Source organism: Streptomyces sp. NPDC033177, from assembly GCF_055577715.1.
Genome location: NZ_JBVIPS010000009.1, coordinates 139,293 through 152,351, shown reverse-complemented (window position 1 = coordinate 152,351; position 13,059 = coordinate 139,293). Strand labels below are relative to the sequence as shown.

The 13,059-nt window shown below is 69.5% G+C and carries 12 protein-coding genes; 1 reads left to right on the top strand and 11 read right to left on the bottom strand.

The window, feature by feature from the left end; genetic code table 11:
- Positions 1 to 4 precede the first annotated feature (4 nt).
- From ACZ5U5_RS29275 to ACZ5U5_RS29235, 9 genes are all read right to left on the bottom strand, one after another.
- Positions 5 to 2,551: an ATP-binding protein gene (locus ACZ5U5_RS29275; RefSeq protein WP_469027397.1), complete on the bottom strand. Its 2,547-nt coding sequence runs from the start codon at positions 2,549 to 2,551 to the stop codon at positions 5 to 7.
- Between the two features lie 243 nt (positions 2,552 to 2,794).
- Positions 2,795 to 4,021, bottom strand: a complete 1,227-nt coding sequence (locus ACZ5U5_RS29270; RefSeq protein WP_469027395.1) for an alginate lyase family protein — start codon at positions 4,019 to 4,021, stop codon at positions 2,795 to 2,797.
- Between the two features lie 302 nt (positions 4,022 to 4,323).
- Positions 4,324 to 5,004 (bottom strand): potassium-transporting ATPase subunit C, encoded by a 681-nt coding sequence (locus ACZ5U5_RS29265; protein ID WP_469027393.1) that lies wholly within the window; start codon positions 5,002 to 5,004, stop codon positions 4,324 to 4,326.
- A 23-nt stretch (positions 5,005 to 5,027) separates the two neighbouring features.
- Positions 5,028 to 7,217, bottom strand: coding sequence for a potassium-transporting ATPase subunit KdpB (gene kdpB, locus ACZ5U5_RS29260; RefSeq protein WP_469027390.1), 2,190 nt, complete (start codon positions 7,215 to 7,217; stop codon positions 5,028 to 5,030).
- Positions 7,214 to 8,878: a potassium-transporting ATPase subunit KdpA gene (gene kdpA, locus ACZ5U5_RS29255; protein WP_469027388.1), complete on the bottom strand. Its 1,665-nt coding sequence runs from the start codon at positions 8,876 to 8,878 to the stop codon at positions 7,214 to 7,216. Before kdpA ends, kdpB begins: the two co-directional genes overlap by 4 nt.
- Before the next feature lie 8 nt (positions 8,879 to 8,886).
- On the bottom strand, positions 8,887 to 8,976 hold the full coding sequence (gene kdpF, locus ACZ5U5_RS29250) for a K(+)-transporting ATPase subunit F (protein WP_033264828.1): 90 nt from the start codon (positions 8,974 to 8,976) through the stop codon (positions 8,887 to 8,889).
- Positions 8,977 to 9,287: 311 nt separating this feature from the next.
- Entirely contained in the window at positions 9,288 to 10,061 is a 774-nt protein-coding gene (locus ACZ5U5_RS29245) for a DUF3710 domain-containing protein (protein WP_469027386.1), read from the bottom strand.
- Between the two features lies 1 nt (position 10,062).
- Positions 10,063 to 10,569 (bottom strand): dUTP diphosphatase, encoded by a 507-nt coding sequence (dut, locus tag ACZ5U5_RS29240; RefSeq protein ID WP_469028032.1) that lies wholly within the window; start codon positions 10,567 to 10,569, stop codon positions 10,063 to 10,065.
- A gap of 26 nt (positions 10,570 to 10,595) precedes the next feature.
- Positions 10,596 to 11,180 (bottom strand): PaaI family thioesterase, encoded by a 585-nt coding sequence (locus tag ACZ5U5_RS29235; protein WP_363209930.1) that lies wholly within the window; start codon positions 11,178 to 11,180, stop codon positions 10,596 to 10,598.
- A 58-nt stretch (positions 11,181 to 11,238) separates the two neighbouring features.
- Here ACZ5U5_RS29235 and ACZ5U5_RS29230 point away from each other — a divergent pair, with 58 nt between their 5' ends.
- Positions 11,239 to 11,688: a DUF3093 domain-containing protein gene (locus ACZ5U5_RS29230; protein WP_469027383.1), complete on the top strand. Its 450-nt coding sequence runs from the start codon at positions 11,239 to 11,241 to the stop codon at positions 11,686 to 11,688.
- A 71-nt stretch (positions 11,689 to 11,759) separates the two neighbouring features.
- Here ACZ5U5_RS29230 and ACZ5U5_RS29225 read toward each other — a convergent pair whose 3' ends face one another.
- Both ACZ5U5_RS29225 and ACZ5U5_RS29220 read right to left on the bottom strand, forming a co-directional pair.
- A complete protein-coding gene (locus ACZ5U5_RS29225; RefSeq protein ID WP_469027380.1) occupies positions 11,760 to 12,698 on the bottom strand; it encodes a hypothetical protein in 939 nt (312 codons plus the stop codon).
- 13 nt (positions 12,699 to 12,711) lie between these two features.
- Positions 12,712 to 13,008 carry a DUF4193 domain-containing protein gene (locus ACZ5U5_RS29220; protein ID WP_055563079.1) on the bottom strand — a complete coding sequence of 99 codons (297 nt, stop codon included), beginning with the start codon at positions 13,006 to 13,008 and terminating at the stop codon, positions 12,712 to 12,714.
- Positions 13,009 to 13,059: the final 51 nt, after the last annotated feature.

The following is a 13,059-nucleotide window of genomic DNA, read 5'->3' as shown; positions in this document are numbered from 1 at the left end:
GTGGTCATGAGGCGGCCTGCGTGGAGAGGTCCGGCAGCGCCTGCGGTCCGCCCGCCGCGGCCCGCAGGGTGAGGACCATGGTGAGGCCGCCGCCGGGGGTGTCCTCGGCCTCCAGCGTGCCGCCCATGGACTCCACGAAGCCGCGGGCGACCGCGAGGCCCAGGCCCACGCCCGCGCCGCGCGGAGCGTCACCGTAGCGCTGGAAGGGCTCGAAGATGCGGTCCTTGGCGGCATCGGGGACGCCGGGGCCGCGGTCCACGACGCGCAGTTCGACGCGGTCGCCGAGCGTGCTCGCGGAGACCAGGACCGGTTCGGCGGCGCGGCTGTACTTGACCGCGTTCTCGACGATGTTGGCGACCGCGCGCTCCAGGAGGCCCTTGTCCACGGAGACCATCGGCAGCGTCTCGGGGATGTCGAGGTCCGCACTGCCGTCGGGGACGCCGCCGAGCGCCATCGGGACGACCTCGTCGAGGTCGATCGCGCGGATCAGCGGCGTGACGGTGCCGGTCTGCAGGCGGGACATGTCCAGGAGGTTGCCGACCAGGTGGTCCAGGCGGTCGGCGCCGTCCTCGATGCCTTCGAGGAGCTCGGCCTGGTCCTCCTCGGACCAGGCCACGTCGTCGGAGCGCAGGGAGGTGACGGCGGCCTTGATGCCTGCGAGGGGGGTACGCAGGTCGTGGCTGACGGCGGCGAGCAGCGCGGTGCGGATGCGGTTGCCCTCGGCGAGGGTGCGGGCCTGCTGTGCCTCGTCCTGGAGGCGCCGGCGGTCGAGGACCACGACGGCCTGCGCGGCGAACGCGGCGAGCACCCTGCGGTCCTCGGCGGGCAGTACCCGGCCGGACAGGGCGAGCGCCATGTGGTCGCCGACGGGCATGTCCACGTCCGCGTCCTCGGGGCGCTCCAGCGTGCGCCCCTCGCCGACCCGGCCCGCGCAGGTCCAGGGGGCGACGTCGCTCGCGCGCTCCAGGAGGGCCACCGAGTCCATGCTGAAGGTCTCGCGTACGCGCTCCAGGAGGGCGTCCAGGCTGGTCTCGCCGCGCAGCACGCTGCCCGCGAGGAAGGAGAGTATCTCCGACTCGGCGCGCAGCCTCGCGGCCTGGTGGGTGCGGCGGGCGGCGAGGTCCACGACGGAGGCGACGGAAATGGCGACGCCCACGAAGACGATGATCGCGACGATGTTCTTGGAGTCGGAGATCGTCCACAGGTGCGTCGGCGGCGCGAAGTAGTAGTTCAGGAGCAGCGAGCCGAACGCCGCCGAAGCCAGGGCCGGCAGGAGGCCGCCGAGCAGCGCGGCGGCGACGGTCAGCGTCAGGAACAGCAGCATGTCGTTGGCGAGACCCAGGTCCGCGTCGACATGGGTGAGGAGCAGCGTCAGGAGCGCCGGGCCGCCCACGCCCACCAGCCAGCCCCAGATGCTCCGGGACCGCCCGAGCCGTGCCCCGCGTGCCACGGGGAGGCCGCGGCCCTTGGCGACCTCGTCGTGCGTGACGATGTGGACGTCCAGGTCGGGGCCCGATTCGCGGGCCACCGTCGCGCCGACGCCAGGCCCGAAGATGTACTGCCAGGTCTTGCGGCGCGAGGAGCCGAGGACGATCTGCGTGGCGTTGACGCCGCGGGCGAAGTCGAGCAGCGCGGCCGGTATGTCGTCGCCGATGACGTGGTGGAAGGTGCCGCCCAGGTCCTCCACCAGGGTGCGCTGGACCGCCAGCTCCTTGGGCGAGGCCGCGGTCAGGCCGTCGCTGCGGGCGATGTAGACGGCGAGGATCTCGCTGCCGGAGCCCTTGGCGGCCATCCGGGACGCGCGGCGGATCAGGGTGCGGCCCTCGGGGCCGCCGGTGAGCCCGACGGCTATGCGCTCGCGGGCCTGCCAGGTGGAGCGGATGCCGTGCTCGCCGCGGTACTGCTGGAGGTATTCGTCGACCCGGTCGGCGACCCAGAGGAGCGCGAGTTCGCGCAGGGCGGTGAGGTTGCCGGGCCGGAAGTAGTTGGACAGGGCCGCGTCGACCCGGTCGGGCTTGTAGATGTTTCCGTGGGCCATGCGGCGGCGCAGCGCCTGTGGCGACATGTCGACGAGTTCGATCTGGTCCGCGCGCCGCACCACTTCGTCCGGCACGGTCTCGCGCTGGCGTACGCCGGTGATCGACTCGACGACGTCACCGAGGGACTCCAGGTGCTGGATGTTCACGGTCGAGACGACGTCGATGCCCGCGCTGAGGAGTTCCTCGACGTCCTGCCAGCGCTTGGCGTTGCGCGAGCCGGGGACGTTCGTGTGCGCCAGTTCGTCCACGAGGGCGACGGCGGGCGCGCGCCCAAGGACGGCGTCGACGTCCATCTCGGTGAAGAGGGTGCCGCGGTGGTCGAGCTCCCTGCGGGGCACCTGCTCCAGGCCGTGCAGCATCACCTCGGTGCGCGGCCGGTCATGGTGCTCCACGAAGGCCACCACGCAGTCGGTGCCGCGCTCGATGCGGCGGTGCGCCTCGGACAGCATCGCGTACGTCTTGCCGACGCCCGGTGCCGAACCGAGGTATATCCGAAGCTTGCCGCGTGCCATGGCCCCATTGTCTTCCCGAAACTGCGGTGTACGCAGAGTCGACCTTACGGCCACCAATTCGCGCATAGGGGACGAAGGGGTGCCCACACGTGCTCTTTGACGCAACCCTGATGTGTCAGGTCACGGGTGCCCGGTGCCGTCCCTCCACGTGGACCGCGGTCTCGGACATGCCCGCTCCCCGCACAGCCCTGTGGGGCCGGGCGCCCGTACGGTCACGGTGCGCCCGGCCCCACAGGGTCCGGTTCAGCTGGGGTTGCCCGCGTGGGTCAGGGTCTCCCAGGCGACGAACAGGTTGTTGGAACCTGCCGGGCGGTTCTGCTCGGTGAGCTTCTGGGTGTTGGTCATGGCGTGGCCGAGGCGGTTGTGGAGCGCGTTGTAGCCGACCTCGGTGACGGGTCCGAGGCCCCGGTGGACCGAGCCGCCGCAGAGCGAGCTCGGCGGGGCCTCGCCCAGCTCGTACTTGGCCTGGAAGCCGAGGCCTTGGCGCAGCCGCTCACCGACGTCCGTCTTGTAGAGGTCGTCGCCCTGGATACGGCTGGTCTCGGCGACATGGGAGATCGCGGAGAGTCCGTATCCGGTGTGGGTGAAGTCGCGGCACGTCTCCTGGGTGAGTCCGGTGGTGAAGGTGCCCTGCCCCTGCCAGTACTTGACGATCTTGGCGCGGGTGTCCAGGTTCTGGCTGGGCACGGTCTTGGGCAGGTCTCCGTCGGAGGCGAGGTAGACGTAGGCGGCGGTGCGCGTGCGGAACTTCGCCATCGCCTTGTCGTAGGACCCCTTGTCCTCGATGAAGACGGAGATGCCGATGGCGGCCTCCATCATCGACAGCTCCCAGTTGCCGTTGGAGTTGGAGCCGTTGATGATCTCGGGCAGGTAGACGGTGCGCAGCATCGTCGCGAAGCGGCCCGAGTTGGCCCAGCCGCCGGTGTACGTGTGCTTGATGATCTCGGCTGCCCTGGGCCAGGAAGATCCCGCCCAGCCGGTCTGCAGCGGAGCGTTGCTGTTGGTGTGGTCCTTGATCGTGCCGGACCAGGCGTCCATCAGCTCGATGGACTTCTTGGCGTAGCGGTCGTCACGGGTGATGTACCAGGCCAGGGCTGTGGTGTACGCGGCTATCGCGTCCTCGCGCTCGTCCGTGCAGCCGTAGTTGGGGTTGGAGTAGGAGCCGCACTCGACGACCGCGCGGGGCTTCGGTGTGCGCGAGAGGGAGGCGTACTTGCTGCCCATCATCTGGTCGTAGGCGCCCTTCCAGGGCTGGGCGCCGGCGTTGACCTTCTCCCTGGTGAAGTCCAGCTGTCCACGGGAGACGGTGACTCCGGGGTGCGCGAAGGTGCTCGGCGCGGCGTCGGCGCGTTCGGCGCCGGGCCAGGCCAGGAGGGCGGCGACCAGAGCGGTCACCACGGTGGCGAGGGTCGCGAGGACTGCCGTGCGGGGTCTGCGGTGGTGGCGCACGGGTGTGGGGGTGTCAGCCATGCGAAGGGCCATCCATTCTTGTATGTGAACTTCAAGTGCCTGTCTGAACACGCGTGTTGGGCCGTGACCATAGGTACGGACCTGACGTCCGTCAAGGTGTGACGTCAGCGGTGCCATGCACGTAACGGCGGGTGCTCTACGCAGTCGTGCGGCAGCTGCACCGGTCCGGCCCGGTCCAGAACCGTGAACTCCGCGCCCGAGCCGCCCTGTTCGCGCAAGGTCGGGCACGCGCTGTCCGCTCACCGCACCGGCCTGCCCCGCGTGACCGGCACAGTACGGACGTACGCGATGGCGGCCCGAGATCAGCCCTTGTCGGCGACAAGCCCCTTCAGCCCCACATTGAGCTGGAGGACATTGACGCGGGGCTCGCCCATGAAGCCGAGGATCCGCCCGTCGGTGTGCTCGTCGACCAGCTTCTCGACCGCGCGCACGGCCAGACCGTTCTTCTCGGCCACTCGGTGGGCCTGAAGTTCCGCGTACTCCGGGGAGATGTGAGGGTCCAGACCCGAGCCGGACGACGTGACGGCCTCGGCCGGCACGTCCGACGGGCGCACCCTGAAGCCGGCCGTGGAGTTGTCCTTGACCACGGCCGCCTTGGCGGCCCTGACGTCCGCGATCAGGTCCTTGTTGTCACCGGACAGGTTCGTCGCGCCCGACAGGATCAGGTCGTACTGGGTGTTCACCCCCGAATCCTGGTTGGAGCCGAGGCCGTTGGACGGCCGGGGCTGGAACCACCTCAGGTCGGGCGCGGCGGTCTCCTCGCCCTCCTTCAGCGGCAAGTCGTACCGCTGCCCGATGAGTTCGGAGCCGACGACCTCGCCCCCGCTCCTGATCTCGGAGCCGTTGGCCTCGTCGCGGAACAGGCCCTGGGCGATTCCGGTGACGGCGAGCGGATAGATGACACCGCAGATCACGGTCAGCACGAGCAGGGCACGCAGACCCGCGCCCAGCAGCCGTGCCGTACTTCCGACGGAGTTGTTCATGACGATCAGCACGCTTTCAGGAACTACAGCCCGGGGATGAGGGAGATGACCATGTCGATGATCTTGATGCCGATGAACGGGGCGACGAGACCGCCGACTCCGTAGACGCCGAGATTGCGCCGCAGCATCCTGTCCGCGCTCATCGGCCGGTATCGCACGCCCTTCAGGGCCAGCGGCACCAGGGCGACGATGATCAGCGCGTTGAAGACGACGGCCGACAGAATGGCCGTCTCCGGAGAGGACAGGTTCATGATGTTGAGCTTGTCGAGACCGGGATGGACCACGGCGAACATGGCGGGGATGATCGCGAAGTACTTCGCGACGTCGTTGGCGATCGAGAAGGTCGTCAACGCACCCCGGGTGATCAGAAGTTGCTTGCCGATCTCGACGATCTCGATGAGCTTGGTCGGGTTGGAGTCCAGGTCCACCATGTTCCCGGCCTCCTTGGCGGCCGAGGTCCCGGTGTTCATGGCCACGCCCACGTCAGCCTGGGCGAGCGCGGGCGCGTCGTTCGTGCCGTCACCGGTCATCGCGACGAGCTTGCCGCCCGCCTGTTCCCGCTTGATCAGCGCCATCTTGTCCTCGGGCGTGGCCTCGGCGAGGAAGTCGTCCACGCCCGCCTCGTCCGCGATGGCCTTGGCGGTCAGCGGGTTGTCACCGGTGATCATGACCGTCTTGATGCCCATGCGCCGCAGCTCGTCGAACCGCTCCCGCATGCCTTCCTTGACGACGTCCTTCAGGTGGATGACACCGAGGACACGGGCCCCCTTCTCGTCGTCGGCGGCGACCAGGAGTGGTGTGCCGCCGGCCTGCGAGATCGTGTCGGTCAGAGCTTGGGCGTCCTCGGAGACCGTGCCGCCGTTCCGCGTGACCCAGGCGACGACCGAACCGGCCGCGCCCTTACGGACCTTGCGCCCGGCGCCGCCCTCGACGAGGTCGACGCCCGACATCCGCGTCTGCGCGGTGAAGGCGACCCATTCGGCCCCCTCCAACTCCCCCTGGTGACGCTCGCGGAGCCCGTACCTCTCCTTCGCCAGTACGACGACGGAGCGCCCCTCGGGCGTCTCGTCGGCCAGCGACGAGAGCTGGGCGGCATCCGCGAGCTCGGCCTCGGCCGTCCCGCGTACGGGCACGAACTCGGCGGCCTGACGGTTGCCGAGGGTGATGGTGCCGGTCTTGTCCAGAAGCAACGTGGACACATCACCGGCGGCCTCGACCGCCCGCCCTGACATGGCGAGCACGTTGCGCTGGACCAGGCGGTCCATGCCCGCGATGCCGATCGCGGAGAGCAGCGCGCCGATGGTCGTCGGGATCAGGCAGACCAGGAGCGCGGCAAGCACGATCATGGACTGCTCGGCACCGGCGTACACGGCGAACGGCTGGAGCGTGACGACCGCGAGCAAGAAGACGATGGTGAGGGACGCGAGCAGGATGTTGAGGGCGATCTCGTTGGGCGTCTTCTGCCGGGCCGCGCCCTCGACCAGGTTGATCATGCGGTCGATGAAGGTCTCGCCGGGCTTCGTCGTGATCTTGATGACGATGCGGTCGGAGAGGACCTTCGTGCCGCCGGTGACGGCGGACCTGTCGCCGCCCGACTCCCGGATGACCGGGGCCGATTCGCCGGTGATCGCCGACTCGTCGACGCTCGCGACACCGTCGACGACGTCACCGTCGCCGGGGATCACGTCGCCCGCCTCACAGACGACCAGATCGCCGATGCGCAGCGCGGTGCCGGGCACCTGCTCCTCGGCCGTGCCGTCCAGGCGGCGCGCGACCGTGTCGGTCTTGGCCTTGCGCAGCGTGTCCGCCTGCGCCTTGCCGCGACCCTCGGCCACCGCCTCCGCCAGGTTCGCGAAGATCGTGGTCAGCCAGAGCCAGACCGCGATCGCCCAGCCGAACCAGTCCCCCGGGTCCTTGACCGCGAGGACGGTGGTGATCACCGAACCGACGAGCACCACGAACATGACGGGCGACTTGACCATCACCCGCGGATCGAGTTTCCGCACGGCGTCCGGGAAGGACTTCAGGAGCTGCTTGGGGTCGAACAGACCCCCGCCGACCCGGCCGCCGCCCTGATGGCCCTCATGGCCGCCGGGCACGTCCTGGTGCGGCGCGCGGGTGGGAGTAACGGTGGACATGGAGCCGGGCTCCTCTGCCTTCTCTGTGTTGATCGGCTTCTGTGTGTCGATCGGCTTCTCTGTGTCGGTGGTCATGACGCCAGCCCCTCGGCAAGCGGCCCCAGCGCAAGCGCGGGAAAGTACGTCAGACCGGTGATGATCATGATGGAGCCGATCAACAGGCCGGTGAACAGCGGTTTCTCCGTACGCAGAGTGCCCGCCGTCGCCGGGACGGGCTTCTGCTCGGCCAGCGAACCCGCGAGCGCGAGGACGAACACCATCGGCAGGAAGCGGCCGAGCAGCATCGCGAGACCGATCGTGGTGTTGAACCAGTTGGTGTCGGCGCTGAGTCCGGCGAACGCCGAGCCGTTGTTGTTGGCGCCCGAGGTGTAGGCGTAGAGGATCTCCGAGAAGCCGTGCGCCCCGGAGTTGAGCATCGAGTCCTTGGGCGTGGGCAGCGCCATCGACACCGCGGTGAAGCCGAGCACCAGGGCCGGGGTGACGAGGATGTAGCAGGCCGCCAGCTTGATCTCGCGGGTGCCGATCTTCTTGCCCAGGTACTCCGGCGTACGGCCGACCATGAGCCCGGCGATGAACACCGCGATGATCGCCATGATCAGCATGCCGTACAGACCCGAACCCGTGCCGCCCGGTGCGATCTCCCCCAGCTGCATGCCAAGGAGATCAAGTCCGCCGCCGAACCCGGTGTTGGAGGAGTGGAAGGAGTTGACCGCGCCCGTCGAGGTCAGCGTCGTGGCGACGGAGAAGATCGCCGAGCCGGCGATCCCGAACCGCGTCTCCTTGCCCTCCATCGCCCCGCCCGCGATGTCGAGGGCGGGAGCCCCGTGGTGGAACTCCGTCCACATCATCAGCGCGGTGAACCCGACCCAGATGGTCACCATCGTGGCGAGGATCGCGTACCCCTGCCTGAGGGAACCGACCATCCGTCCGAAGGTCCTCGTGATCGCGAAGGGGATCACCAGGATCAGGAAGACCTCGAAGAGGTTGGAGAATCCGTTCGGATTCTCGAAGGGGTGGGCGGAGTTGGCGTTGAAGTAACCGCCTCCGTTGGTGCCCAGTTCCTTGATGACCTCCTGCGAGGCCACCGCCCCGCCGTTCCACTCCTGGCTGCCGCCCATGAACTGGCCGACCCCGTGGATGCCGGAGAAGTTCTGTATCGCGCCACAGGCGACGAGGACGACCGCGCCGATCACCGATATCGGGATCAGGACCCGTACGACACCGCGCACCAGGTCGGCCCAGAAGTTTCCCAGCTCACCCGTGCGGGAGCGGGCGAAGCCGCGTACGAGGGCCACGGCGACGGCGATGCCGACGGCGGCGGACACGAAGTTCTGCACCGCGAGGCCGCCGGTCTGCACGACGTGGCCCATGGCCTGTTCGCCGTAGTACGACTGCCAGTTGGTGTTCGCCACGAAGGACGCGGCGGTGTTGAAGGCCTGGTCGGGGTCGATCGCCTTGAAGCCGAGCGAACCGGGCAGTGAGCCCTGGAGCCGCTGCAGGAGATACAGGAACAGCACGCTCACGGCGGAGAAGGCAAGGACTCCGCGCAGGTAGGCGGGCCAGCGCATCTCGGCGTTCGGGTTGGCGCCGATGCCCTTGTAGATCCACTTCTCCACGCGCAGGTGCTTGTCGGAGGAGTAGACCCGGGCCATGTGGTCGCCGAGCGGACGGTATGCCAGGGCGAGCGCCACGATCAGCGCCAGGAACTGGAGCACACCAGCTGGAACAGGGCTCATGGCCGTACTCAGAACCTCTCCGGGAACACAAGAGCGAGTACGAGATAGCCCAGCAGGGCGACGGCCACGACGAGACCGACGATGTTCTCGGCAGTCACAGCTTCGCCACCCCCTTGGCGATGAGCGCCACCAGCGCGAAGACCGCGAGCGTGGTGACGACGAAGGCCACGTCGGCCATCGTGTGCTCCTAGATGAGAGATGAGATGCGATTGATCCGGCGCCTTGAGCAAACCCCCTCCCTGGCCGGAAACGACCGCCGTTGACGGCTCCCTTACGTCCGTCGGCACTCCGTTGACGACTCTCTTACGTACGTGCGCCTCCGCGCCCCCACCTGCGAAAACGCCGATGGGCCGCACTCCCGTAAGGGAATGCGGCCCATCGGCCTGTACTGCTTGTTCAGATGGGGCGCCTAGCGGACCTCGGTGATCTCAGGGCCCCGCTGGAGCTGGCCCATGCCACCGGAGAAGCGCGAGCCCTCCTGCTGCTCCTGCTGGACACCGCCCTCGGCGACCATCTGGGCGTCGTCCGGCAGCTTCAGGACGATCGGGTCACGAGGCGCCATCGGGCCGTCACCGCGCACGATGACGGTGTCCCGGAAGATCTGCTCCAGGAGACCCGCGGCCTGCGGCTGCACCGCGCCCTGGCCGGAGATGACCCCGCGCAGGAACCACCGCGGACCGTCGACACCGATGAAGCGCACGACCTGCACGCCACCCGTGCCGTCCGGCAGCTGCACCGGCACCTGCGCACGGAGCTCCCAGCCGAGGGGGCCCTCGACCTCGTCGATGACACCGCCCTGCTGCGTGATGCCCGAGGCGATCTCCTCGCGGACCTCGCCCCAGATGCCCTGCTTCTTGGGGGCGGCGAAGCCCTGCAGCTGGATGGCGCTGTCCTGGAGCACGACGGTCGCGGCGACGATCGCGTCTCCCGCGACCTCCACCCGCAGCTCCATGCCTTCGACACCAGGTACGAAGAGGCCACCGAGGTCGACCCGGCCCTCGCCGGGCTCCCGGACCTCGGAGACGTCCCAGGGCCCGTCGGGGCGGGGCTCGGGCTCGAGCCTCACGCGCGACGGCGCCGCGGCCGTGTCGTCGCTGTCAGAACCGTCAGGGCCCTCGACGACCTGCTCGGCCTCGCCCGCCGCGTCCTCGGCGGCACTGTCCTTCTTGCGACGTCCGAACACGTCACTGTCCTTCCCGGTCAGATACGACCGATGCGTATCGATTCCCACCCGTTGTGTCACCCGAGCCGGCGCCCACGGCGGCATGGCCGCCGGTGGACCCGAAGCCCCCCTCGGCCCGCGCCGAGCCGGGAAGCTCCGCCACCTCGCGGAAGCGCACCTTCTCGACCTGCTGGACGACCAGTTGGGCAATCCGGTCGAAGCGCTCGAACCGCACGCGCTCGCGCGGGTCGAGATTCACCACGATCACCTTGATCTCTCCACGGTACCCGGCATCCACCGTCCCCGGGGCATTCACCAGGGCGACACCGCAGCGGGCCGCGAGCCCGGAACGCGGGTGCACGAAGGCCGCGTACCCCTCAGGCAGCGCGACAGACACCCCGGTGGGCAGTACCGCCCGCTCGCCCGGGGCGAGTTCGCACGCTTCGGTGGTCCGCAGATCCGCTCCGGCGTCGCCGGGCTGCGCGTACGACGGCAGCGGTACATCGGAGTCGACACGACGGATCAGCACGTCGAGCTCCGGACGGGGTGCGGGGGTCACGGGTTCACCTCGAAGGCACGTGCGCGGCGGATCTGGTCCGGGTCGTCCATGGCGGCCCGGATCTCCTCCGGGCGGCCGTTGTCGATGAAGTGGTCGACCTTGACCTCGATGAAGAGGGCTTCGGCACGGACGGCCACGGGCCCCTCGGGGCCGCCGATTCGCCCGGTGGCCCGGGAGTAGATCTTCCGTCCGGAGACGGCGGTCACCTCGGCCTCGAGGAAGAGCACGGTGCCCAGCGGCACGGGGCGCACGAAGTCGGTCTCGAGGCGGCCGGTCACGGCGATCACGCGCAGCAGCCAGTTCAGCGAGCCGAGCGTCTCGTCGAGCGCCGTGGCGAGCACGCCGCCGTGGGCGAGGCCCGGAGCACCCTGGTGGGCCTCCCGGACGGTGAACTCGGCGGTGACGCCCACGCCTTCACCGGCACGCGTCGCGAGGTGCAGCCCGTGGGCCTGTCCTTCGCCGCAGCCGAAACAGTGCTCGTAGTGGGCTCCGATGAGCTCGCCGGGGGCGGGCGCGTCGGGGTGGCGGACGGGCGCTATTGCGTCGGCCGGGGGCGTCAGAGCTGCTGAAGTACCACTCACAGGCGCAGACCTTACCCGCGAGTCCGCTCACTCAGCTCATCGTGCCAAGCTTGCATACATGCAGCCTTACGAAGAACGCCTGACGGCGCCCCGTTCCTGGTGGCTTGTCTCGCTCCTGGTCGGCGTCGCGACGGCGCTGATCATGCTCCCCTTCGGCACCCTGCCGCTGCTCGGCGGCCTGGTCGCCGGGACGGCGGTCGCCGCGGTCGTCACCAGTTCGTACGGCTCCCCGCGGATCCGCGTGGTGGCGGGTTCGCTCGTCGCGGGCGACGCGAAGATCCCGGTCTCCGCCCTTGGCGAGCCGGTGGTACTCGACGCCGAGGAGGCGCGCGCCTGGCGCGGCCCGAAGGCCGACCCGCGCGCCTTCATGCTGCTGCGCGCCTACATCCCCACGGCACTGCGCGTCGAGATCACGGACCCGCAGGACCCGACTCCGTACGTGTACGTGTCGACGCGGCACCCCGAGGCGCTGGCGGCGGCGCTCACGGCGGTACGGACTTCTTCTTAGGGATCTGCTGCCTCGGGGGGGCGGCTGCCTCGGGGGCTGCTGCCGGGGACCTTCTTCGGGGTCCTGCCGCGTCAGCGCCCCAGCTCCTTGGGCGGCTTGCCGTCGCGCAACGGGTGCAGGGGGTCGAACGGCTTCACGGGCTGCTCAAGGGGCGGCAGCTCGGGCAGGGCGTTCCAGGGCACCTGTGACCTCCGCAGGTCCGCACGGACCCGCTCAGCGAGCTTCCTGGTGTCCCGGCGGTTCATCACCGCCCCGACCGCGGCGCCCACCATGAAGGGCATCAGGTTCGGGAGGTTCCGCACCATGCGCTTCATGATCTGCTGGCGCAGCTCGCGCTTCATGTGGCCGCCGAGCGCCGCGTTGATCGACGCGGGCTTGACCACGTCGATGCCGCGCTCCTCGGTCCACGCGGTGAGGTAGGCGGAGCTGCGCTCCTTGAGGTTGCCCGGCGGGCGCATGCCGTAGACCTCGTGGAGTTCGGCGATCAGCTTCAGCTCGATCGCCGCGACCCCGGTGATCTCGGCGGCCATCTCCGCGGGCATCGCGGGCGGCACGGGCATCATCGCCGCGGCGCCGACCCCGGCACCGACCGTCGAGGTCGCGTTGGCCGCGCCGGAGATGAGTTTGTCCGCGAGCCGCTCTGCGTCCAGGCCCGGGAACTGTTTGCGAAGGGTGCTCAGATCGCGGATCGGGACCCGCGGGGCGGTCTCGATGATCCGGTCGGCGAGATAGCCGATGGCGGCCTTGGCGCCGCGTCCGCTCATGCGTACGCCCGCCATGACTCCGTCCGTGACGGCGGCAACGCGGCCCTTGGACCCATGGGTCCTGGACGCCTTGTCGGCCGCCGTCTCGTCGTGCGCCACCTCTAGTGCGTCCGCTGGTCCGAGCGAGGCTGTTCCTGTGGGGGAAGAGCCCCGCTCGTCGTCACGCACGCCGTCGGGGACGGCGCTTCCTTGGTCCGCTCCGCGCTTACGGAAGCGGCGCTTCCTCGGCGGGGTCGAGCCTGTCACGGCCGACCCTGCCCTAGTCGCAGTCGCGGCAGATCGGCTGGCCGTTCTTCTCCTTGGCCAGCTGGCTGCGGTGGTGCACCAGGAAGCAGCTCATGCAGGTGAACTCGTCCTGCTGCTTCGGGAGCACCCGTACGGCGAGCTCCTCGTTCGACAGGTCCGCGCCGGGCAGCTCGAGGCCCTCTGCGGCCTCGAACTCGTCGACGTCCACTGCCGAGGTCGACTTGTCGTTCCGCCGCGCCTTGAGTTCCTCGATGCTGTCCTCGTTGACGTCATCGTCGGTCTTGCGTGGGGTGTCGTAGTCCGTTGCCATGTCGCTCTCCCCCTCTGGGTGTCTGCGGTGTCTCAGCGCACGTAACGCGTG

What these genes read in the sequence shown, in the direction of transcription:
- ACZ5U5_RS29275 (WP_469027397.1), bottom strand. Translation starts at nt 2,551, where the DNA reads ATGGCACGCGGCAAGCTTCGGATATACCTCGGTTCGGCACCGGGCGTC.
- ACZ5U5_RS29270 (WP_469027395.1), bottom strand. Translation starts at nt 4,021, where the DNA reads ATGGCTGACACCCCCACACCCGTGCGCCACCACCGCAGACCCCGCACG.
- ACZ5U5_RS29265 (WP_469027393.1), bottom strand. Translation starts at nt 5,004, where the DNA reads ATGAACAACTCCGTCGGAAGTACGGCACGGCTGCTGGGCGCGGGTCTG.
- kdpB (WP_469027390.1), bottom strand. Translation starts at nt 7,217, where the DNA reads ATGACCACCGACACAGAGAAGCCGATCGACACACAGAAGCCGATCAAC.
- kdpA (WP_469027388.1), bottom strand. Translation starts at nt 8,878, where the DNA reads ATGAGCCCTGTTCCAGCTGGTGTGCTCCAGTTCCTGGCGCTGATCGTG.
- ACZ5U5_RS29230 (WP_469027383.1), top strand. Translation starts at nt 11,239, where the DNA reads ATGCAGCCTTACGAAGAACGCCTGACGGCGCCCCGTTCCTGGTGGCTT.
- ACZ5U5_RS29220 (WP_055563079.1), bottom strand. Translation starts at nt 13,008, where the DNA reads ATGGCAACGGACTACGACACCCCACGCAAGACCGACGATGACGTCAAC.